Genomic DNA, 20,074 nt, shown 5'->3' with positions numbered 1-20,074 from the left:
GGACGGCCCGGAGCCTCGGGCAGCTCCTCATCAGGTCGAGGAAGTCGACGTTCGAAGGCCTGAAGGCCAGGTGGACGACCCTCTCGTTCGGGTTCAGCTCCGAGATCTCATCTTTTGAACTCACAACTCTAATTCTCATGGCAATTCACCTTAACAAATACTAGGATGTAAATCTAAGTATTAATAGTTAATTGTGTTGTATACTAACGTCCATATTGACCATGATTTCGAGGACGACGGCCTTCATCCGATTTTTCTCGCAGGACGTCTCAGGTCCGATCTATCCGAAGAGATAACCCATATCCAGCGCAATCTTGCTGGATAAAAAGATCCGGTGGCAGATTTGACTCTCAAAGCCTTTCTCGGCCCGTCCCCAAAGGCGATATGCGGCTTCGAAGAGGGGCCCGCCCTCGCCAGCCATAGACGCCGGATATAATCTTCGAATAGAGAAGGCGAAAGATCAGGCCAGAGAAGATAAGGCCTAATTTGGATCTTGAGGGGGGGGGTCTGGTCCGCCTGAGGTTTCAGGCGGTGATCTTGGACCTCGCGATGTACTTGATCAGGTCGGGCGCAAGCCTCGTCTTCTTCATGATCTGGTCTGCGGCCTCATCGATGCCGACGCCGCTTGCGATCATGGTCTCGATCTCGCCTATCGTCTCATCGTTTACCAGGAAGTACTCGTCGATATCCTTTCTGTGACCCCAAACGTCACCCTCCAAGAGATCGATCCCCTGCATCTCCAAGAATAGCTGGATCGCCCTGGACATCGTCTTGTGGTAGGATGGTGGGACCTGGATCGCCCTGAGCCTTGGGCATACCTTCATCAGATTCAGAAAGTCCACGTTGGAGGCCCTGAAGGCCATATGGACTATCCTCTCGTTCGGGTTCAGATCAGGTATCTCATTTTTTGAACTCACAACTCTAACTCTCATGGATCTTCACTAACGGCGAGATGGAAACAAAATACTAATAGACACTTGTGGCGCACACTAATGTGCAGATCGAGATATTGCTGCTGAAAACTCGTTTAAACGCCGACCGAATCGCCCTTTCCAGACGGCCGTAATGGACATTTCAGGTGAAGATTTTGCGGCATTAACGCGAAGGCCATCGATATGACTTCGCATAACAATTTCCCAGACCTTCCCAACCATTTATATGATCGATGTACTGGATCGCGATCCTTTTCCATCTGGGGGTCCGACGGTCCCTTCGAAAGAAAAATTGACACTTTTGGTTACCCGGCTCTGACCATGGGCCAAATTCAGTCCTAGGGCAAAAGATGGAACCACTCGACTCGGAGGGCGGGGACGAGGCCGATATCTCCGGCATATCGGCCTGGATAGAAAAATCAGAATCAGAAGACCCATCAATCTCCATCGATGCCGCGGAGGCCCCCGGACGAAGAGTTTTTTATAATTCACCATCTCCACCAACTTTAAATAACTTATAATAATCCCTCCTAGGAGAAACGATCCGGACTGGTAATCCTTATGAACGTTGACGAGATAGAGAGGTGGGTTCTCAGCGTAGATAGGCGCCTTCTCCTGATGAGATCGATCAGAAATTCCAGAGTGGTTAAAGCATCAGAAGTAGCTAACATGACAGATCGGTCGATTCAGAACATAAGCCGCGCCATAAAGGAGTGTGAAGAGCGGGAATTGGTTGAGTGCATAACCCCCGAGAAACATACATGGAAGAAGTACATGCTCACTGATCTGGGATATCACGTTTTGAGGGAGCTAGAAAAGCACGAAATGATCTGAAGTATTCGGAAGGTTGATCTCATGAGTAAAGTAAGGCTTACGGAGACGGTTTTTAGAGATGCTCATCAATCACTTTTAGCCACTAGGATGAGGACACGGGACATGCTCCCGATAGCGGAGAAGCTCGACCAGGTGGGATTCTTCTCCATGGAGGTTTGGGGAGGTGCCACCTTCGACGCCTGCATCCGGTACCTGAACGAGGACCCCTGGGAGAGGCTTCGCGCCCTGAAGCTCGCCATGCCCAACACCCCCATGCAGATGCTCCTCCGGGGACAGAATCTGGTCGGCTACCGCCACTACGCCGACGACGTGGTGGAGAAGTTCGTAGAAAAGGCGGCGACAAATGGCGTCGACGTCTTTCGGATATTCGACGCCGTAAACGACATAAGGAACATGCTGGTCGCCATCAAGGCCGCCAAAAAGACCGACGCCCACGTCCAGGGGAGCGTCTGCTACACCACGAGTCCCGTTCACTCCATAGAGCAGTTCACAGCGATGGCGGTGGAGCTCGCCGATCTCGGCTGTGATTCCATCTGCATCAAGGACATGGCGGGGCTGATCCTGCCCCACGACGCCTACGACCTGGTCGCATCGATGAAAGAGGCGGTGGACGTCCCCGTCTGCCTCCACTCCCACTGCACCAGCGGCATGGCCCCCATGAGCTTCATCTTCGCCTGCGAGGCGGGAGTGGACATCCTCGACACCGCCATATCTCCTCTGGGATGGGGGTCGTCTCATCCACCCACGGAGAGCATCGTCGCCTCTCTGGTGGGAACCCCCTACGATACGGGCCTCGACCTCAAGCTCTTGACCGAGATAAAGAGGTACTTCGAGAAGCTGATGGAGGTCTACGCCCCCGTCTTCAACCCCATCTCCGCCCGGGTGGACAGCAACGTCCTCGTCTACCAGGTACCGGGCGGAATGCTCTCCAACCTCGTATCTCAGCTGATCGAGCAGAAGGCTCTGGACAAGTACGACGAGGTTCTGGCCGAGATCCCCAGGGTTAGGGAGGACCTAGGATATCCGCCCCTGGTCACTCCCACCAGTCAGATCGTGGGGAGCCAGGCCGTTCTGAACGTCCTCACCGGCGAGCGGTACAAGGCCGTCCCCAAGGAGGTGAAGGACTACGTCAAGGGCCTCTACGGACGGTCTCCCGCGGAGATAAACCCCAAGATCAAGGCCGAGATCCTGGAGGATGAGGAGCCGATCGACGTCCGGCCCGCGGACCTGATCCCTCCCGAGTACGAGAAGATGAAGGCAGAGGCGGAAGAGAAGGGCCTGATCAGAAAGGAGGAGGACATCCTCACCTACGCCCTCTACTCCCAGGTGGCCGAGAAGTTCCTGAAGGGGGAGGTGAAGGAGGAGCCTCTCAAGAAGGCCACGCCCACAGAGTCCCAGGCTGCCATCACCATCGGTAGAAAGCCCGCGGCCTTCAACGTGGAGGTGGACGGCGAGGCCTACCTGGTGAAGGTCGCGCCGGCGGGGATCTCCATCGAGGCGGCGGAGCCGAAGGCTCCCAAAGACGGGGTCACCGTCCCCATGCAGGGGGTCATCATCCGCTACCTGGTGGGCAAAGGGGACCGGGTCTCCAAGGGAGACGCCGTCGCCGTTCTCGAGGCGATGAAGATGGAGAACGACGTCTGCGCCAACAAGGACGGAGTCGTAGAGGAGATCTACGCCGAGGTCGGGTCGACGGTCTCGCCGGGCGACATATTGATGTCCATCGACTGAGATCGTCTGCCAAATTTGCCCCAGAGAAGTAGAGGGAAAGAAAAAGGGAAGGATCTGCGGATGTCGGTCAAAAGGGAACAGGTGCTCATCGAGGCTCTCCCGTACCTCCGGGAGTTCTACGACTCGATCATGGTGATAAAGATAGGCGGATCGATCATGAGCGACAGGGAGGTTCTGGACACCTTCGTCCAGGATCTCGTCCTCCTCCGGTACGTAGGGATCCATCCGGTCGTCGTCCACGGTGGCGGCCCCGAGATCTCTGAGAAGATGGCCCGGTTCGGCAAGAAGTCGGTCTTCGTGGGAGGCCTCCGGGTAACCGACGAGGAGACGCTGGAGATCGCGAGGATGGTTCTCGTCGGAAACATCAACTCAGGCCTGGTCACCCTCATCGGAAAGCACGGGGGCAAGGGGATCGGCCTCTCAGGCAAAGACGGCCAGCTGATCGTCGCGAGGAAGAAGGAGCCGATCCTGATCGAGGGAGAGGAGCTGCCCATCGACCTGGGCTGGGTCGGCGAGGTGGTGAGGGTGAACCCCGAGATCATCATGATCACCGCCGGGAAGGGGTACATCCCGATCATTTCGCCCATCGCCGTCGACGGCGAGGGGAACAACCTGAACGTCAACGCCGACACCGCCGCCGGCGTTATCGCCATCGCCCTGGGCGCTAAAAAGCTGATCTCGGTGACCGACGTCGAGGGGGTGAAGCTCAATCCCGAGGACTCCAACAGCGTCATATCCAGCTTCAAGATCTCCGACTTCAGCAGGTTGGTCCACGACAAGGTGATCACCGGCGGGATGATCCCCAAGGTGGAGGCCTGCGTGCGGGCCGTGGAGGGCGGGGTCCAGTCGGCCCACATCGTCGATGGGAGAAGGCCCCACGCCCTCCTTCTGGAGCTCTTCACCGACGGCGGCGTCGGGACGATGATCGAGAGGGGATGAGCACCCTCTCGATCGGATATATTTATTGCCGGTCAACTCTTCTGCTCTCTCCCTTTCCCAGCCTGCTCCTGGTACGATACTCACTTCGATCAAGGGTCGGGCTTTCCGAGGTCAGAATCTCACCACCAGGATTTTCGAAACGTCTTTTGCTCTATCTTGTGTTCCAGGGCCCACAACATCAAAATTATGTTGTTGGAGAATGGCGCGATGGGGCAGCTGTCGAATCGCGAGAAAATCTTGCAGACAACAATTCTTATGTATTAAGAAAGAAGAATTTAATAAGAAGTGATTTGCCATGTCGTCGGAAGAGAATAAGGCGGTTGTTCGCAGGTTCATTGAAGCCTATAATAATCGGAACCTGGATCAGTTTGACGAGCTGGTGGCGCCCGATTACGTCGATCACGCCCATCAACAGCGGGGCCTGGAAAGCTTTAAGCGGCTCTTCGCCCTGGCCTTCGAAGGCTTCCCCGATTGGCATGAGAATATTGAGGATATCATCGCTGAAGGGGATAAGGTCTGGGTCCGGATCGAGGCCACGGGGACTCATACTGGCGAATGGAATCTTTTCGGAGTCTCACTGCCCCCTACCGGCAAGAAGGTGGAGATGATGATGGTCTTCATCTGGCGCATAGCCGACGGCAAGCTTGCGGAGGGATGGGAGGTCGACGACGAGCTGGATTTCCTCAAACAGCTGGGCGTCATCGAATTCACAGAAAAAGGAAAGAAGCTCTTTTCAGAGGCAATTTCATAATCGGCTAGAACTAAGACTGCTCATGATATGTAACGGGTATCAAAACCGTTCTATCAGATTACTCTCTCGCATAGCTGAGACAGGCCTGGAACTCTTCGTGAGTCAGGCCAGGATAGTTTCTCAGTATTTCAGACTCCGACCACCCCTGAGCGAGAAGGCCGATGACGAACTCGACGGCGAGACGCGTGCCTTTGATCACGGGCTTGCCCGCTAGGATCGCAGGATCGATGACGATGCGATCTTGCCAGATCATCTCATATCACCTACGGAGCTATTGGATCGTCATCTTATCTAAATAAATGGGTTTAAACTGCGGGAAAGGTTAAGTCGCTCTTCGGATCATACTATCCCCAGACAAAGAGAGAAAACGAGCAAACGGAGGTGTCATAGCATGACGTTCATCAAGATCGTGGTGGAGGGTAAGGGCGAGGCCCTGGTGGAGATCGACTACCGAAACCCGCGGACCGCCCGGGAAATACTCGAGAGGCTCCCCCTGGAGGCGAGGGCGCAAGTGTGGCAGGAGGAGGTCTACTTCGGCCTGCCTTTTGGCCTCGCCGACGAAAACCCCTCGCCAGTGTCGGAGGCTGGCGACGTCTCCTACTGGACGCCGGGATCGGCCTTCTGCATCTTCTTCGGCGGGTCGCAGCCCTACTCGGCGGTAAACCACATCGGAAAGGTGGTTCGGGGGCTGGATATCTTTCTCGGGGTCGAGGAGGGCGACCGGATCATTCTGAGGAGAGGCGAGCCTTGAGAGTTGTGAGGACGAGCGGTGAGCCGCTGAGTCGCAGCCGGTGGGAGGTGGATTTTGATCAAAGGAACTTTAAGAGTGAAAGCCAGAAGATATAATCCGAGTCGATTCGAGTAGAGTTCAGAGTTGAGAATAAACTGAGGTGGATGAGATGTCAAAGGTGCTGGTAGTTTATCATTCTCGAAGCGGGAACACCGCCAAGATGGCAGAGGCCGTGGCTGAGGGGGCGAAGAACGGTGGAGCAGACGTGGTTTTGAAGAAGGTCGAAGAGGCGACCCTGGAGGAGATGACGGCCGCCGACGGGATCGTCTTGGGAGCACCCACCTACTTTGGGTCCCTCTCCGGCGAGATGAAGAGCTTCATCGACAGGTCGGTCCGGATCCGGGGCAAGCTGGAGAGCAAGGTCGGCGCGGCCTTCACCTCCTCGGGGAGCCTCTCGGGCGGAAATGAGACCACCCTGATCTCCATCATCGAGGCGATGCTGATCCACGGGATGATCATCGTCGGCGACCCCCTGGAGACCGGCGGCCACTACGGCGCTGTCGCCGTGGGGGCACCGGACGCCGGGGCGCTGATCGCCTGCCGAAAGCTCGGCGAACGGGTGGCAAAATTCGCGAAATCCATCGCCTCGGCCTGATGGGAAGTCACCACATGATCCGCCCAATGAACGATCTGCTGGATACGGCCGAGAAGATCAGATCGATGGAGATCCGGGGCGCCGCCCTCATCGGAAGGGCGGCGGCCGGGGCGCTGAAGGAGTTCGCCCTATCCATCGAGCCCCTGGGGATCGAGGAGTTCCGCGCCGAGGTGGGCCGGGCCGCCGAGATCCTCCTCAATACGAGGCCGACGGCGGTGTCGCTATCCAACGCCATCAGGATGGTGATGCGCTACGGGGGAGAGGACCTGGAGTCGGCCCGAAGGTCTCTCGCCAAGAACGCCGACGACTTCGTCGAACGGTCGCTTCTGGCCGTCGAGCGGATCGGCGAGATCGGGTCCCGGAGGGTCCGGGAGGGCGACACGATCCTCACCCACTGCAACTCTTCGGTCGCCCTCTCCATCATCAAGACCGCCTTCGACTCGGGCAAGGAGATCAAAGTCATCGCCACCGAGTCGCGGCCCAGGTTTCAGGGCCATCTGACGATAAAGGCCCTGGACGACTGGGGGATCGAGACAGAGCTGGTCGTCGACTCGGCGGTGAGAACGGTCATCAACGAGGTCGATCAGGTGATCGTCGGCGCGGACGTGATAACCGCGAGCGGCTCCCTGGTCAACAAGATCGGGACCGCCGCGATCGCCCTCGCCGCTCACGAGGCTAGGACGAGCTTCATGGTGGCGGCGGAGACCTACAAGTTCAGCCCCGAGACTCTGATGGGCGAGCTCGTCCCCATCGAGATGAGGGCCGCTGAGGAGGTCTACCCCGAGATATCGGATCTGAAGCACGTCCGGGTGAGAAACCCAGCCTTCGACGTCACCCCCCATCAGTATATCGACGTCATCTGCACCGAGGTGGGGGCGATCCCGCCGGAGATGAGCTACCTGGTAATAAAGGAGATGCTGGGCTGGGAGATGGAGGGCCGGATTCTATGATCCCTCCTACCGTCTCCTGATCCTTCCTGATATCAGCAGCAGGGCCGCCGCCCCCAGGGCGGTCCCGATCCCAAATCCCGGAGTCGCCTCTTCCTCCTCCGTCCCCCCGACTTCCCTCGATATGGGGCATGCCGGATACTCCTCCGGCTCGGCAGAACCGGCGCCTTCGGCCTGGTCTGCCCTCAAGGCGGCATCGTCGCTCACGATCACCTCGACCGGGGTCCACTCCGGCGGAGCGCCTGTGGCCACGATCCCCACTTCAAAGGTGTAGCTTCCCGGCGAAATGTCCCCCGCCCCCACCTTGAGCTGACAGTCGAACTCCCTGGTCGTCCCGGAGTCGACCCATTTGGTGCAGCGGGGGCCAGCTATGGAGAGGCCCTCGGGGATGTTCCTGAACTTGAGGCCCGCGTAGGTGCTCTCGCTTCCCAGGTTCTCGACGAATACCGTGAAGCCAGCTTCACCCTCGGGACTCACGTAGACGGTCGGGACCTCCACGATCTTGAAGAAGACCGACCCCTCGGCCAGGCCAGCCAGCAACAACAACAGAAGAACCAGCAAAATCTGTTTCATAGTCTTTTATAGGTTGATCGTGATTAAAGTCCTTTCGGATAGGATGCGGCCGCCGAGGATGGCCATCGAGATAAGGCGGCAATAAAATATGGGCTTTTGATCAAAAATAAGCTGAAAGTTGCGTCGACCCCTCGAGGCAGTCGCAACTTCAGATCTCAAAGGGAGAGTATGGTATGGTATCCTTTAAAGTGACCACATCTACGGGTTTCTTCCTGCCGTCCTCGTTAGTCTCCTCCTCCGTCGTTGCGGCGATCTCTGGGGTCGGCGTCACCGTGGCAGCGGTCATCGCGGCGGTCGGCACATCGACGGGCTCGTACCCCGAGGTATCGGGGCTGGTCAGAAAGCCCATGACGCTTTCCTTGTTCACCTTGCCCTGACTATCGGACTGGACGAGGGTCCCCGTTATGGAGCCTTCTGCCGCAGTCCCGGCGATCAGCATCGAGACCAGGACGCCGTCCTGGAGGGAGAGGATCTGAAGTTCGAGTTCGTTCCCGTACACCAAGCCCGAGACCACGCCGTTCCACGGCTTCGGCGTCTCGGAGTTGGCGGCGCCGAAGAGGAGATCCTCCGACTGGTAGATGACCATCGAGATCTGGCCGTCCCCGGTGTTCAAGATCCATGTTCCTCCGAGCTCAGGGGCGGCCGCATCTGGGGATGCCGTCTCCGCCTCGGAGGTCGCGGGCTCCGTCGGCTCCGCGGACGCCATCGGTTCTATATCTCCGTCGCTCGTCGATACGTTGCCGTCTTCTGCCATGCAAAGGCCTGATATGAGGGAGATTGAGAGGATCAAATATAGAGCAATATGTCTAAGCTTCAAGCTAAAACCTCGGTCATTTTTATCCCACTCCACAAATGGGCAGCATTTTCACCCCGCTACCACGAACACCAATTTCGTCTAACCGTTAATTAAGCTTTTCATGGCCGAGCTCAGACCGCCGGATCTTCTGGCGGGAGGTCGATGTAGAGGGCTTTCAGTCCATTCGCAGAGTCGATGACGCAGTAAATCGGGTAAATCCCAGTCGCTTGGGATATCGCAAACCCGCTCTGGACGGGGTCTGTCACCGTCAAGCTCCCGCTGATTACGGTGACGTAGCCGAGGAGAGACATGCTCCCTCAAACCGCCCCTCTCTGCCCTCACCCCAAAGGCGTACTCGACTGGCTGCCAGTCAGGGCGACCAGGGGATAGATCAACACCCCTTCCAAAAGACAAATAAACTTGCCCATCCCTCTCGGAGAGGACATGACGCGATTCATCGTGGTCCTCGGAACCACCTCCCACTCCGGAAAGAGCACCATCGTCGCCGCCCTATGCAGGATCCTCAAAAATCGGGGGCTTAAGGTGGCTCCCTTCAAGTCTCAGAACATGAGCCTCAACTCCTGGGTCACCTCCGAAGGCAAGGAGATGGGGATCGCCCAGGCGGTCCAGGCCTGGGCCTCGGGAATCGAGCCGACGGAGCTGATGAACCCGATCCTCCTCAAGCCCAAGGGCGATAGGACCAGCCAGGTGATCGTCTTCGGCGTGCCCAGGGCTGACAAGTCCGCAGAGGAGTACTACCGGGAGATCGATGGATTGAAGACGGTGGTCGACCGGGCCATCGAGAAGCTCTCTTGCGATTATGATTACGTCGTCGTCGAGGGGGCTGGCGGCGGGGCAGAGATCAACCTCTACGATCGGGATATCGCCAACATCTACGTCGCCTCGAAGCTTCGTGCCCCCATCATCCTGGTGGGGGATATCGAGAGGGGCGGGGTCTTTGCCAGCCTATACGGGACGGTGAAGCTCCTCCCGCCTGATATAAGGCAGCTCGTCCGTGGGCTCGTGATCAACAAGTTCCGGGGCGACCCGGCGATACTGGAGCCCGGCCTCGATATGCTGGAGGAGCTGACCGGTGTTCCCGTCCTCGGCGTCATGCCTTACCTCGACCTCGACCTTCCTTCAGAGGACTCCGTCTCCCTGGGGGACAAGAGGGGAGGCGACGATGGCGGCGAGAGGGTCGAGATAGCCGTAATCAGGCTTCCCAGAATATCGAACTTCACCGACTTCGAGCCTCTGGAGCGGGAGGTAATAGTCCGGTACGCGAGCCCTGGCCAGCCCCTCGGAAGGCCCGACGCCGTCATCATCCCCGGAACGAAGAACACCGTCGCGGACATGGAGGAGATGAGGCGGAGGGGGACCGACCGGGAGATCCTGGCCCTCCGGAACGAGGGCATCCCCATCCTGGGGATCTGTGGCGGCTACCAGATCCTGGGAAAGAGCATCGTCGACCAGGGGATCGAGAATACCACCGCCTCGATGCCGGGCTTGGGCCTTCTGGACCTGGAGACCCGGTTCGATCGGTATGAGAAGAGGACCGTCCAGGTGGAGAAGACGGTGACCGGCGACGGCCCGATCCTGGGGCCGATAAAGGGGGAGAGGGTCTATGGCTACGAGATCCATATGGGGATGACGACCACTCAGGACCCCCCGGCCTTCGGGGATGACGGTGCCGTGAGCGCTGATGGGCTCATCATAGGAACATACCTTCATGGCATATTCCAGAACCAGAACTTCAGGGATGCCTTTCTGGACCACCTCTACCGCGAGAAGAAGCTGGTCAGGGGATCGGTCCTGGCTGGCGATGGATACGACGAGCTGGCCTCTGCCACCGAGAGGTACCTAGATATGGAGAAGATCTGGAATATGATAGACCTTGAGCCGGAGAAACGGCGGCTACAAGGGAAATAGCATAGTAAAGTAAAATGGATCAGAATAAAGCGAACATAGCAGATCGAAAATAAGAAAAGTGAGCATATAGGCCTTGCAAGAGGGGGTCACTTCTCGGACGTCAGCTCCTCTATCCTGGCCTTTATGCTCTTCAGCTGGGCTTCGAGGCTCTCGGCCATCCCCTCCAGATCAGCCACCTCCACCTCGGGGGAGGGGGCTGGTGGGTAGGGGCCAAAGGCGGCAACAGGCATTGGAGGCCAGAAGCGAATGCATCGACCTCCACCTCCACCCCTGCCTCGCCCACCGCCTCTGCCAGCCCCAAAGGGCCTGCCAAAGCCAGCGTTGAAATATCCTGGGGCGTCAAAGCCCGAGCAGTATCCCATGCCCCTGCCGGTTCGGGGTCCAAACCCAGCCGGACCGGTTCTATCTCCACCTGGCATATTATCTTTCACCTCACACTTTTTGTAGGACGGCCGCGGCGAGCTTCCGCCGGCACGACCAAATAAGTCTCTTATGAGACATAATATTTAAACATTTCTGAAATATCCGAATAAGCCTCATATACAAAGTCCCAGATACGAGCATTTTATGAGCCCGGGCAGAGGCAGACGGAGGGGCCAGCGCTGGATCACGGAGGTCCCAGAAACTAGGCGCTTTGAGCCGGAGGGGGAAAAGAAGGGCGAGGAGGTCAAGATCACCCTGGAAGAGCTGGAGGCGATACGCCTGGTGGACCTTCTAGATCTGCAGCAACAGGAGGCTGCCCTTTACATGGGGATCTCCCGCAAGGCCTTCTGGAACGATCTGCGGAGCGGAAGAAAGAAGGTCGCCTCGGCCCTGGTCTACGGCCTTGGGATAAGGATCGAGGGCGGGAGCTACCTCCTCAGAGAGGCCGCCCCGGGCTCGAAGGCGTCCCCAGGAGAAAAACCGGAGGGATCGGCTTCGACGGAGGACCAAGTTCATCTCCTGGAGAGGGAGATGCTGGTCATCGAAGAGAGGCTGAGCAGCGTCAGATCGAGGATGAAAGCTCTGAAAGAAGAGACAGAAAAAAGACCAGCTGAAGGTGAGACATAAGATTAGACTGAAGGGCGAAGATCTCGTCAGATGAAGCTTTTGGGCGACGGTCATGATTCTATCGCGGTCTGGTTGGTCTCTCAGCCCAAAACCCGGCCCAAATAATCGGGGTAAGAGGAGAGATTAAGCCGACCTCTGCCGCTCAGATTCTCGCCGCTCTGGTTCATGAAGACCTCGAAGGCGGGAGAGCAGAGGCTGCAGTTCGCCGCTGCAGGCCCTGATTTGTTCTCCAGAAAGTCGATGAGGTAGGCCGGATAGAAGAACAGATTTCGCCCTCCTGGAGGGCCGGCCATGAACTCCTCGAAGGCCGATCCGTACTCGGAGTAGATGGCGTCGGTCATGCCACCAGAGGGGCCGACTGCTTGCAGGTAGTCCTCGTCTCATTCCGGATTTGCTATTATAAAAATTTTTACCAGGATGAAAGGACTGACCGAACGATCCCGGCCGGAGCCGAAAGAAGAGACCAAGACGGATCAGCAGGATTCGAAAAGGTAGATAAGGGTGAAAGGAGATTCGGTCTTCTCAACCGGGGAGAGAGACAAGAGATGATCGATTACCTGAGAATGCTTAGAGTCAAAGACTGGATCAAGTTCTATCCGCTATTTCCGCTGGCAGGGGCCTATCTGGCCGGAGGTGGGCCAGACCAGACGGCCCTCGTCTTGATGGCGTATATCTGCCTCATAAGCTACGCCTTCGTCGTAAACAACTACTTTGACGCCGAGATCGACAGGCAACACCGCCTCAAAGTGCAGTCAGGGACAAATCCCCTGGCCGCAGGAAGGGTCGGCGAAGGGGGAGTCATCTTTCTCATGTCCGGCCTGGTCACGATCCCCCTCGTCCTCTCCATCCAGCTGGACCCTCTGGGCGCCCTCTTCGTCGTGATCAACCTATTGCTCTTGACCGCCTACTCCGCAAGCCACATCCGGCTCAAGGAGCGTTACCTGGCGGATGCGGTCAGCCACGGCCTGATGTTCGGGGCCCTGCCCTTCCTCTCCGGGTTCCTCCTCTGCGGAGGGGAACTCTCCCGGGGGATAATCTTGATATCTCTCCTCTGCTTTATTCTCGGCTGCGAAGCCCTGATAGCCCATCAGATAGTGGATTACGAGGAGGATCTGGGGTCGACCACTACCACCGTTACGAGGATAGGACAGAAGGGCGGGCTCTTGATGCTGGGGGGGCTTGCGGTCCTCTCCCTCGTATTCATCTTCGCGGCGGCCCGCCTATACTCGATCTCCCTGGCGACGGCGGCGGTTTCGGCCCTTTATCTGGTGGCCTATCCGACCTATTCGGTCAGAGGTATGTCGAATGATATCGGTCATCATTCCAGCGCTGAACGAGGAAGAACAGATAGAGGCGACCCTGAGGTCCCTCTCCAGCCAATCCCTGGAAAAAGAGAGCTACGAGATCATAGTAGTCGATGGGGGCTCAGATGACGGTACCGTCGAGATCGCCGAGGAGTACGCGCAGAGGGTGATCATACAGACTCACCCCGGGATCGGCGGCGCCAGGAGGGACGGAGCCAGGATCGCCTCCGGCCGGATACTGGCCTTCACCGACGCCGACACCGCCTTTCCCCGGGGATGGCTTGAGGTCATAAGCCGAAACCTGGAGCAACACGAGGCTAGCACGGGTCCGGTGATATTCCGGGGAGGTGATCTCAGAGCCGAGATTCTGCGGGCCTGGCGGAGCTCTTATCGGCTTCTGAACGCCTTCAACTTCTGCTACATGATCGGCTCAAATATGGCCATGAGAAGCGAGATGTACCGGCGGGCGGGCGGCCACCGGGAGATATCTCTCCTCGACGACTACGACCTCTCGATGAAGCTCTTCAAGATCAGGGCCGATGCCGTCTACGATCCCGACCAGGCGGTCTACACCTCCTCCCGCCGGGCTCACAAGCTCCTCACCTACGGCGTGACGGTGGCCTACGGCCATTACAACTACGCCGTCACAAAGGACTACGAGAAGCTTCTTAACTACCCCAATGTGGAGGAGATGACGGTCAAAGACATCCTGAACGGGATCCGCTGGGGAAGGGGCATAGTATCGGCGGTGGAGACGGTCCAGTCCACCCTGAAGAGATAGCAGCAGGCTCATCCAAACTCGTCACTCTGCGGCGGGGTACCGACATCTTTATTTGATAGGTCTGCGTATGCCCCGCCCAGCGGGCCGGTAGATCAGGGGTAGATCGCTACCTTGGCATGGTAGAGGCCTCGGGTTCAAATCCCGACCGGTCCATAGGCGTTTTCCGTCTTTTATCAGATGCCACATCTTTGCAACCGTTCCTCACCACCCATTTCGACCTCTTTGGATCAAATGATCTATTTCTGAACCGGTTTGGTCCAGCTTTGATCCAAACCGAAAGAGGCGGGATCGAATCCCCTTCACTCAGATCCGGTCCGTCAGATCCAGGTCGAAAGGTTCAGATACCATAGAAGTGCTGGAAGACGGATATGCTTGGGGCGATAGAGACCCTGATTTTGGCCTTCACCATCGGGCTCACCGGAGCTCTGGCTCCCGGCCCGACCCTGGTGGCCACCATAAACTCGTCCCTTCAGAGGGGGTGGACGGTGGGGCCGAAGGTGGCCGCGGGCCACGCCCTCGCCGAGGTGTTGATCTTCCTTCTCATCGTCGAGGGGCTGGCCGCAGTGGCAGAGGAGCAGACCGACATCGTCGCCGCCGTCGGCGGGTCGGCCCTGATCCTCTTCGGCCTTCTCACATTGAAGGGGAGCAAGACCGCCACCATGAAGATATCTCCGGAGGGCGCGACCTCAAATCCCTACCTGGCGGGAGCCCTGACCAGCGCCGCAAACCCCTACTTCTGGATATGGTGGCTATCCGTCGGGTCGGCCCTGGTTCTGGCGGAGCTTCGGGAGGGGCTCGTCCTCGCCATGATATTCATGATCGGCCACTGGGGCGCAGACTTCGGCTGGTACACCCTCGTCTCGACGAGCCTGGACCGAGGAAGGACCCTCCTCTCCGAGACGAACTACAGGAGGACCCTCGCCCTCTGCGGAGGCTTTCTCGTCCTCTTCGGTGCCCACTACCTGACCGGAGCATGGTCCGGCTAGCACGATTTTGAGCCGCGGCCGGGTTCCTGCAAAATCGCCAGAATCTTATACGATGTGGGAGGGTGAGTGGGGAGGAGGTCTCGCTTGAACTGGAAAGAAGATGCTGCCTACCTCAAGACGATCCGACCCTACATACTACTGTCCGTCGGCCTCTTCTGTGCAACGGCAGCCCTCGGGTTCTTCGTCTCACTTCAGCGCCCCGAGCTGGCGGCGGCCTACGTCGGTGACGTGGCGGAGAAGCTGCAGTGGATCCTGAACCTCTCGCCTCCCAAAATGATGATGGCCATATTTCTGAACAACTTCTTCGCATCAATGATGGCCATGCTCCTGGGGGTGGGCTTCGGGATCGTCCCCTTCATCGTAGTGATCATGAACGGACTGGTGGTGGGGCTGGTCGTCCACCAGGCGATCTCGATCGGAGGTCTCGCCTTCGTGATCGTCGCGATACTGCCCCACGGGATAATCGAGCTTCCGACGGTCCTGGTCTGCATCGGCGTCGGGTTTCGGCTCGGCCATCTCATGATCAGAACGCTCCTGGGAGGGAACAGCGAGCTGGAGGGCGAGCTGAGGTCTGCGATAAGGCTCCTCCGGTGGGTCGTCCTCCTCCTATTCATAGCGGCCGTGATCGAGACCTTCATAACTCCCGTTCTCATACAGCCTTTCGTCCCGCCAGTTGCGGATTTACAATCATCTCCGGTGATCTGATGACCGAGTCCAAACTACCGAAGAAAGAAAACTTCAGCGAATGGTATCACGAGCTTTTGAAGGCCGGGGAGATCATCGACGTTCGCTACCCCGTCAAGGGTATGTGCGTCTGGTATCCCTCGGGCTTCGCCCTAAAAAGGAACGTCTACGACCTGATGAGAGAGCTTCTGGACCCCGACCACCAGGAGACTCAGTTTCCCCTCCTCATCCCGGAGACGGAGTTCATGAAGGAGGCCGAGCACATCAAGGGTTTCGAGGAGGAGGTCTACTGGGTGACCCACGGCGGAACCAGCCCCCTGGACATAAAGCTGGCCTTGCGTCCCACCAGCGAGACGGCGATCTACCCCATCTTCAAGCTCTGGGTGAGAAGTCACGCCGACCTGCCCCTCAAGATCTACCAGATCGTGAACACCTTCCGCTACGAGACGAAGCACACCCGCCCTCTTATAAGGCTGCGGGAGATCACCTCCTTCAAGGAGGCCCACACCGTCCACGCTTCCTGGGAGGAGGCGGCAGAGCAGGTGGAAGCTGCCCTCACCATCTACGCCGAGTTCTACCGGCGCCTGGCCATACCCTTCCTCTTCGCCAAGCGCCCCTCCTGGGACAAGTTTCCCGGCTCCGACTACTCCATCGCCCTGGACACGGTGATGCCGGACGGAAGGACGCTCCAGATCGGGACTGCTCACCTCCTGGGGACGAACTTCGCCACTACCTACGACATCACCTTCGAGAACGAGGCTGGCGAGCAAGAGTTTGCAAACCAGACCTGTTACGGCGTCTCCGAGAGGTGCATCGCCGCTCTGATCTCCGTCCACGGCGACGACGGCGGGCTGGTCCTGCCCTGGTCGGTGGCCCCGGTCCAGGTGGTCGTAGTCCCCATCCTCTTCAAGGAGAAGGAGGCGACCCTGGAGGTCTGCCGTAATATCAAAGCCGAACTCGCCGCCGCCGGGATGAGGGTCGCCATCGATGAGAGCGACGAGAGGCCCGGGGCCAAGTTCTACAAGTGGGAGCTGAAAGGGGTCCCCATCAGAATCGAGATCGGGCCAAGGGACATCAAGAACGGGGTCGCGGTCCTGGCAAGGCGCGACGGCAAAAAGCTGACCGTGCCCCTGGACGACCTGAAAGAGACGATCGAAGACGAGGCCGCCGACCTCCACCAGGCGATGCTGGCCAAGGCCCAGGCCTTCCTCGATAGCAAGTTTAAGGACTGCCAGACGCTGGAGGAGGCGAGGGAGCAGACACAGGCCGGGGTGGCCCAGGTCGGATGGTGCGGCTCGGAGGAGTGCGGCCACAGGATCGAGGACGAGGTCGGCGCCGCAGTCCTCGGCGAGCCCTGGCGCTCTGAAGAGACCTACCAGGGAAGCTGCATCGTCTGCGGCGCGAATACCGAGAAGTGCGCCCTTCTCGCGCGGCAGTACTGAGATATCAACCAGATATCCCAAGCAGGAGAGGAGATCATGAAGATCCTGATCGCCGAGTACGCCGTCGCCACGGGACTGCCGGGGACCTACGCGGTGGAGGGGAGGGCGATGCTCTCGATCCTCGCCCGAAGCTTCGAGCGGCTCGGCCACAAGGTCATCTACCCGATGGCTGTGGACCCCGCCATCGGTGCAGGAGAGGGCTTTTACATCAATGGCGAGGAGGATTTCGAGGATCTCCTCGAGTACTTAGAAGCAACCGCGGGCCTCGTGATCGCTCCCGACGAGCTTTTGCCCGGATTTTTGGAACTCCTTGAAGACGGCAACACGATCAACCTTGGCTGCTCCCCCGCCGCTGCAAGGCTCTCCGCCGACAAGCTCGCCTGCACCCGGCGCCTCCAGGAGGAGGGCGTTCCCGTCGTCGAGATCGCGGACCCCAACGACCCCGGCGATGGCCCCTTCGTCCTGAAGCCCCGGTTCGGCTGCGGCTCCGAGGGGATGGAGCTTCTCGACGAATTGCCAGAAAACTTGGGCGATCGGATAGCTACGAAGTATCACGAGGGCGAGGCCCTCAGCGTGAGCCTCATCGCCTCCGGCGACCGGGTCCTCCCCCTGACCGTGAACAAGCAGCTCGTCTCCGTCGAGGCGGGCTTCGAGTACCAGGGCGGGATCGTCCCCCGCCACTCGGATCGGGAGGAGGAGATCCTGAAAGCCGCAAAGATGGCGGCCCGAGCCCTCGACCTCCACGGTTACGCCGGGATCGACCTCGTCGTCGGCGACCTCCCCCGGGTCGTGGACGTGAACCCCCGGCCCACCACCTCCATCGTGGGGATATCAAAGGTGATGCGCGAGGAGCTGGCTGACCTCATCCTGAGGGCGAGGTTTGCGACGCTGCCGGAGAGGGTGGCGGTGGAGGGGGAATGCGAGTTCAGGAAAGGGGAGTTGGATTTTTGATCAGGTTTTGAAATCAGCTCTTTTATTCCAAACGATCCTATAATTTCCGACGATCTCAGGAATTCCGCCTGCAATATCTACCCTTCTAATATGATCCAATTTATTGATCTCCAGTGTGCAAAGTAAATCAGGTATTAGGCCCGAATTATCAAGTTTTCTAGTTCTGTAATCGTTCACAAAGATCTTAATGTATAGGCGGCCTACAATCAAATATTTTGATATTTTTAATATATGCGAACTGCGGCGTGCTTCTTTAATGGCGGCATGCGCAATTTTATTGCAATTTCCCTTAATCAGATCACGTATAGTTTTATCTGAGTTTGATTCTATCACAACAATAGCGTTTATTATTGTGGAATATTTAATATTATGTAGTTCAGTACTTCTTACCGAGATTAGCAATTCATTGCGACCAGCCTTAACTTCATACAATTTGAGTGGAAAGACAACCCTCGCAACGGAGATAAATGTTGATATTTTAAAAATTACCCTTGGCAAAAAATTATATTTATAAAATATCACTTTAGTTTCATATACGCCATTATAATTCTCAATTAGATTTTCTTCATTTATTCTTCGCTTTTCTAGTTCCGTTCCATAAAATGATGCCCAGCTAGAAATCGAATTTGAATCCAATCCAAAGAAATACCGCTCATAACCGGGATAGAATCTCTCAGCAAATATTGCCGAACGCAACAGATGATAATCTATTTTTAGAGGATCATTTACACAATATTTAACTAATATTATTAATTGCGTTCTCTTATTGAATGACGTATCCGATGGAATGCATGCTTTTATCGACCATCCTGGGGCGTCAATTTCAGATTGCAATTTTTCTAAAATAAGTTGGTTGGGAACAATAATTTCACAATCATTAATAAATTCGGAATTATTTATATAAAATATTCTTAGTGCTAAAGCCAAACCGTTACAAATATCCATCGTTTCATCGAAAAGATTTATAATATCCCTCGGAGACCGGCACACTTTCCTCTTTCTATCTTCATAAATAAGTTCATCATCTGAAAGTCTAACATTACCGTGGGCGATGCCATTTCTAATTGTGTTATTGTAGCAATTCGAAATATATGTGTATTCCATCATTTGTTTTAGTTCGTCAACACGTTGGAACACGTCAAATTTTTCCATTCCTAAGTGATTTTTGAAGCGTCTGTAGGCAGCCATTGGGAGGATTAAATTTGCGTAAGCAGCTTCAATAATTTTTAAATAATTTGGGTTAATGTACTCGATGCAGAATTGCATTAGGGCGTATCTATCAGATGGTGAAGTAGCTTTCAATTTGAAATCATGAATGGTCAAAGCATTAATTTCTGCAAGCGTTCTAAAAGCCAACGAGAACGATCCTTCATATTCTTTTAGTATAATTTCTAATATTTCAGAGTCAGTACGTTTTAATTCATTGAGATATTTTAAAAATCCATCGAATACACTTTGATTGAAAAATTTCTCAGGAATATTATCAACATATCTCAATAAATCTAAATAATTAGTATCACTTTCAACTAGATCTGGAAATCGATTACATATTCTATTTCTTCTATATATATTCAATTCATGCGTTATTGGGCTTGATTCCAATATCATTATACCAAACATATCCGATGTGGATCTTACCTCATGCTTTATAACTCTGATTGTATAACTCGTGGAAATGAATCTGATCTGTGGGTCTGATCTGAGTTTTATTAACCTGAAGTATAAGAAAAATTAAAAATCTGACCGCTGCTAATAAGATCCATGACAGGGAGTCACTTCCATGTTGATTTTGAAATCTAAATCACCTGCATGCTTTCTCTGACATTTCACCATCAAAAAACTAGGCTCGCCAGAAGGTGGCCGAAAACGACGCCGCGCCGATCGTGCGCATCCCTCCCAGCCGTCCTGAATCCACGCCGCCCATCTACCAGGCCGACCGATCCTCGGGCGCCCTCGACCCGCGGGCGGCGGGAGGGAGGCCGGAGGCCCGCGTCGGCGTATCCACTGATAAGATCTTCAGTTTTCAGAGGGATTTAATTAGGTTCAGGCTCATAAAGCC

Annotated in this window: 24 protein-coding genes, 1 tRNA gene and 1 pseudogene; 17 read left to right on the top strand and 9 right to left on the bottom strand. The window is 56.3% G+C overall.

Annotated elements, in window-relative coordinates; all coding sequences use genetic code 11:
- Together ACP5EL_RS04065 and ACP5EL_RS04060 are read right to left on the bottom strand one after the other, a co-directional pair.
- A partial coding sequence (locus tag ACP5EL_RS04065) for a DUF1699 family protein (protein ID WP_428401187.1) occupies positions 1–139 on the bottom strand: 139 nt, incomplete at its 3' end.
- Positions 140–524: 385 nt separating this feature from the next.
- Entirely contained in the window at positions 525–932 is a 408-nt protein-coding gene (locus ACP5EL_RS04060; protein ID WP_428401186.1) for a DUF1699 family protein, read from the bottom strand.
- A 561-nt stretch (positions 933–1,493) separates the two neighbouring features.
- Here ACP5EL_RS04060 and ACP5EL_RS04055 point away from each other — a divergent pair.
- The 4 genes from ACP5EL_RS04055 to ACP5EL_RS04040 all read left to right on the top strand — a co-directional run bounded on the left by ACP5EL_RS04055 (position 1,494) and on the right by ACP5EL_RS04040 (position 5,187).
- Positions 1,494–1,766: a sugar-specific transcriptional regulator TrmB gene (locus tag ACP5EL_RS04055; protein WP_428401185.1), complete on the top strand. Its 273-nt coding sequence runs from the start codon at positions 1,494–1,496 to the stop codon at positions 1,764–1,766.
- Positions 1,767–1,787: 21 nt separating this feature from the next.
- Entirely contained in the window at positions 1,788–3,497 is a 1,710-nt protein-coding gene (gene oadA / locus ACP5EL_RS04050; protein ID WP_428401184.1) for a sodium-extruding oxaloacetate decarboxylase subunit alpha, read from the top strand.
- A 60-nt stretch (positions 3,498–3,557) separates the two neighbouring features.
- On the top strand, positions 3,558–4,436 hold the full coding sequence (gene argB, locus ACP5EL_RS04045) for an acetylglutamate kinase (RefSeq protein ID WP_428401183.1): 879 nt from the start codon (positions 3,558–3,560) through the stop codon (positions 4,434–4,436).
- A 295-nt stretch (positions 4,437–4,731) separates the two neighbouring features.
- Positions 4,732–5,187, top strand: coding sequence for an ester cyclase (locus ACP5EL_RS04040; RefSeq protein ID WP_428401182.1), 456 nt, complete (start codon positions 4,732–4,734; stop codon positions 5,185–5,187).
- A gap of 58 nt (positions 5,188–5,245) precedes the next feature.
- Here the strand turns inward: ACP5EL_RS04040 and ACP5EL_RS04035 are convergent, their stop codons facing one another.
- Entirely contained in the window at positions 5,246–5,440 is a 195-nt protein-coding gene (locus tag ACP5EL_RS04035) for a DUF433 domain-containing protein (RefSeq protein ID WP_428401181.1), read from the bottom strand.
- Between the two features lie 138 nt (positions 5,441–5,578).
- Between ACP5EL_RS04035 and ACP5EL_RS04030 the strand changes: the two genes are divergently transcribed.
- The 3 genes from ACP5EL_RS04030 (at position 5,579) to ACP5EL_RS04020 (ending at position 7,522) form a co-directional block, all read left to right on the top strand.
- Positions 5,579–5,938 (top strand): cyclophilin-like fold protein, encoded by a 360-nt coding sequence (locus ACP5EL_RS04030; protein WP_428401180.1) that lies wholly within the window; start codon positions 5,579–5,581, stop codon positions 5,936–5,938.
- A 148-nt stretch (positions 5,939–6,086) separates the two neighbouring features.
- Positions 6,087–6,572, top strand: a complete 486-nt coding sequence (locus ACP5EL_RS04025; protein WP_428401179.1) for a flavodoxin family protein — start codon at positions 6,087–6,089, stop codon at positions 6,570–6,572.
- A 26-nt stretch (positions 6,573–6,598) separates the two neighbouring features.
- Positions 6,599–7,522 carry a ribose 1,5-bisphosphate isomerase gene (locus ACP5EL_RS04020; protein WP_428401178.1) on the top strand — a complete coding sequence of 308 codons (924 nt, stop codon included), beginning with the start codon at positions 6,599–6,601 and terminating at the stop codon, positions 7,520–7,522.
- Positions 7,523–7,528: 6 nt separating this feature from the next.
- On the opposite strand, the gene ACP5EL_RS04015 is transcribed toward ACP5EL_RS04020, so the two are convergent.
- From ACP5EL_RS04015 to ACP5EL_RS04005, 3 genes are all read right to left on the bottom strand, one after another.
- Complete coding sequence (locus tag ACP5EL_RS04015) at positions 7,529–8,092, bottom strand: hypothetical protein (RefSeq protein ID WP_428401177.1); 564 nt, start codon at positions 8,090–8,092, stop codon at positions 7,529–7,531.
- A 148-nt stretch (positions 8,093–8,240) separates the two neighbouring features.
- Positions 8,241–8,846: a hypothetical protein gene (locus tag ACP5EL_RS04010; RefSeq protein ID WP_428401176.1), complete on the bottom strand. Its 606-nt coding sequence runs from the start codon at positions 8,844–8,846 to the stop codon at positions 8,241–8,243.
- Between the two features lie 173 nt (positions 8,847–9,019).
- Positions 9,020–9,199, bottom strand: coding sequence for a hypothetical protein (locus ACP5EL_RS04005; RefSeq protein WP_428401175.1), 180 nt, complete (start codon positions 9,197–9,199; stop codon positions 9,020–9,022).
- A gap of 133 nt (positions 9,200–9,332) precedes the next feature.
- Here ACP5EL_RS04005 and ACP5EL_RS04000 point away from each other — a divergent pair, with 133 nt between their 5' ends.
- Positions 9,333–10,817 (top strand): cobyric acid synthase, encoded by a 1,485-nt coding sequence (locus ACP5EL_RS04000; protein WP_428401174.1) that lies wholly within the window; start codon positions 9,333–9,335, stop codon positions 10,815–10,817.
- A gap of 86 nt (positions 10,818–10,903) precedes the next feature.
- Here ACP5EL_RS04000 and ACP5EL_RS03995 read toward each other — a convergent pair whose 3' ends face one another.
- A complete protein-coding gene (locus ACP5EL_RS03995; protein ID WP_428401173.1) occupies positions 10,904–11,236 on the bottom strand; it encodes a DUF5320 domain-containing protein in 333 nt (110 codons plus the stop codon).
- Between the two features lie 148 nt (positions 11,237–11,384).
- Between ACP5EL_RS03995 and ACP5EL_RS03990 the strand changes: the two genes are divergently transcribed.
- Positions 11,385–11,867: a DUF134 domain-containing protein gene (locus ACP5EL_RS03990; RefSeq protein WP_428401172.1), complete on the top strand. Its 483-nt coding sequence runs from the start codon at positions 11,385–11,387 to the stop codon at positions 11,865–11,867.
- A gap of 80 nt (positions 11,868–11,947) precedes the next feature.
- On the opposite strand, the gene ACP5EL_RS03985 is transcribed toward ACP5EL_RS03990, so the two are convergent.
- The gene (locus tag ACP5EL_RS03985; protein WP_428401171.1) at positions 11,948–12,208 is read right to left on the bottom strand and encodes a hypothetical protein; all 261 of its coding nucleotides are present in this window, start codon (positions 12,206–12,208) and stop codon (positions 11,948–11,950) included.
- A 204-nt stretch (positions 12,209–12,412) separates the two neighbouring features.
- Here ACP5EL_RS03985 and ACP5EL_RS03980 point away from each other — a divergent pair.
- The 7 genes and pseudogenes from ACP5EL_RS03980 to ACP5EL_RS03950 form a co-directional block, all read left to right on the top strand.
- A pseudogene (locus ACP5EL_RS03980) lies at positions 12,413–13,135 on the top strand (UbiA prenyltransferase family protein); the annotation flags it as partial.
- Positions 13,136–13,172: 37 nt separating this feature from the next.
- Entirely contained in the window at positions 13,173–13,952 is a 780-nt protein-coding gene (locus ACP5EL_RS03975) for a glycosyltransferase (RefSeq protein WP_428401170.1), read from the top strand.
- Between the two features lie 81 nt (positions 13,953–14,033).
- A tRNA-Ala gene (locus ACP5EL_RS03970) sits at positions 14,034–14,105 on the top strand.
- 215 nt (positions 14,106–14,320) lie between these two features.
- Positions 14,321–14,938: a LysE family transporter gene (locus ACP5EL_RS03965; RefSeq protein WP_428401169.1), complete on the top strand. Its 618-nt coding sequence runs from the start codon at positions 14,321–14,323 to the stop codon at positions 14,936–14,938.
- Positions 14,939–15,022: 84 nt separating this feature from the next.
- A complete protein-coding gene (locus tag ACP5EL_RS03960; protein ID WP_428401168.1) occupies positions 15,023–15,643 on the top strand; it encodes a stage II sporulation protein M in 621 nt (206 codons plus the stop codon).
- Entirely contained in the window at positions 15,643–17,064 is a 1,422-nt protein-coding gene (gene proS / locus ACP5EL_RS03955; RefSeq protein ID WP_428401167.1) for a proline--tRNA ligase, read from the top strand. The genes ACP5EL_RS03960 and proS overlap by 1 nt, the downstream gene beginning before the upstream one ends.
- Before the next feature lie 36 nt (positions 17,065–17,100).
- Entirely contained in the window at positions 17,101–18,015 is a 915-nt protein-coding gene (locus ACP5EL_RS03950) for an ATP-grasp domain-containing protein (protein WP_428401166.1), read from the top strand.
- On the opposite strand, the gene ACP5EL_RS03945 is transcribed toward ACP5EL_RS03950, so the two are convergent.
- Positions 18,016–19,635, bottom strand: a complete 1,620-nt coding sequence (locus ACP5EL_RS03945) for a hypothetical protein (protein ID WP_428401165.1) — start codon at positions 19,633–19,635, stop codon at positions 18,016–18,018.
- A 236-nt stretch (positions 19,636–19,871) separates the two neighbouring features.
- On the opposite strand from ACP5EL_RS03945, the gene ACP5EL_RS03940 reads away from it, so the two are divergent.
- Positions 19,872–20,074, top strand: a 203-nt coding sequence (locus ACP5EL_RS03940) for a hypothetical protein (RefSeq protein WP_428401164.1), incomplete at its 3' end; no start/stop codon positions are given.

This window comes from Methanocrinis sp. (genome assembly GCF_049974945.1).
In the GTDB taxonomy this organism is placed as follows: Archaea; Halobacteriota; Methanosarcinia; order Methanotrichales; family Methanotrichaceae; genus Methanocrinis.
This window is presented reverse-complemented; position numbering and strand designations above follow the sequence as displayed.

Coding starts and splice junctions, on each gene's coding strand:
- ACP5EL_RS03990 (WP_428401172.1), top strand. CDS start 11,385: ATGAGCCCGGGCAGAGGCAGACGGAGGGGCCAGCGCTGGATCACGGAG.
- ACP5EL_RS04040 (WP_428401182.1), top strand. CDS start 4,732: ATGTCGTCGGAAGAGAATAAGGCGGTTGTTCGCAGGTTCATTGAAGCC.
- ACP5EL_RS03945 (WP_428401165.1), bottom strand. CDS start 19,635: ATGTTTGGTATAATGATATTGGAATCAAGCCCAATAACGCATGAATTG.
- ACP5EL_RS03985 (WP_428401171.1), bottom strand. CDS start 12,208: ATGACCGACGCCATCTACTCCGAGTACGGATCGGCCTTCGAGGAGTTC.
- argB (WP_428401183.1), top strand. CDS start 3,558: ATGTCGGTCAAAAGGGAACAGGTGCTCATCGAGGCTCTCCCGTACCTC.
- ACP5EL_RS03975 (WP_428401170.1), top strand. CDS start 13,173: ATGATATCGGTCATCATTCCAGCGCTGAACGAGGAAGAACAGATAGAG.
- ACP5EL_RS03950 (WP_428401166.1), top strand. CDS start 17,101: ATGAAGATCCTGATCGCCGAGTACGCCGTCGCCACGGGACTGCCGGGG.
- ACP5EL_RS04030 (WP_428401180.1), top strand. CDS start 5,579: ATGACGTTCATCAAGATCGTGGTGGAGGGTAAGGGCGAGGCCCTGGTG.
- ACP5EL_RS04025 (WP_428401179.1), top strand. CDS start 6,087: ATGTCAAAGGTGCTGGTAGTTTATCATTCTCGAAGCGGGAACACCGCC.
- ACP5EL_RS04015 (WP_428401177.1), bottom strand. CDS start 8,092: ATGAAACAGATTTTGCTGGTTCTTCTGTTGTTGTTGCTGGCTGGCCTG.
- ACP5EL_RS03965 (WP_428401169.1), top strand. CDS start 14,321: ATGCTTGGGGCGATAGAGACCCTGATTTTGGCCTTCACCATCGGGCTC.
- ACP5EL_RS04000 (WP_428401174.1), top strand. CDS start 9,333: ATGACGCGATTCATCGTGGTCCTCGGAACCACCTCCCACTCCGGAAAG.
- ACP5EL_RS04020 (WP_428401178.1), top strand. CDS start 6,599: ATGAACGATCTGCTGGATACGGCCGAGAAGATCAGATCGATGGAGATC.
- ACP5EL_RS04005 (WP_428401175.1), bottom strand. CDS start 9,199: ATGTCTCTCCTCGGCTACGTCACCGTAATCAGCGGGAGCTTGACGGTG.
- ACP5EL_RS04060 (WP_428401186.1), bottom strand. CDS start 932: ATGAGAGTTAGAGTTGTGAGTTCAAAAAATGAGATACCTGATCTGAAC.
- ACP5EL_RS03995 (WP_428401173.1), bottom strand. CDS start 11,236: ATGCCAGGTGGAGATAGAACCGGTCCGGCTGGGTTTGGACCCCGAACC.
- ACP5EL_RS04035 (WP_428401181.1), bottom strand. CDS start 5,440: ATGATCTGGCAAGATCGCATCGTCATCGATCCTGCGATCCTAGCGGGC.
- oadA (WP_428401184.1), top strand. CDS start 1,788: ATGAGTAAAGTAAGGCTTACGGAGACGGTTTTTAGAGATGCTCATCAA.
- ACP5EL_RS04010 (WP_428401176.1), bottom strand. CDS start 8,846: ATGGCAGAAGACGGCAACGTATCGACGAGCGACGGAGATATAGAACCG.
- proS (WP_428401167.1), top strand. CDS start 15,643: ATGACCGAGTCCAAACTACCGAAGAAAGAAAACTTCAGCGAATGGTAT.
- ACP5EL_RS04055 (WP_428401185.1), top strand. CDS start 1,494: ATGAACGTTGACGAGATAGAGAGGTGGGTTCTCAGCGTAGATAGGCGC.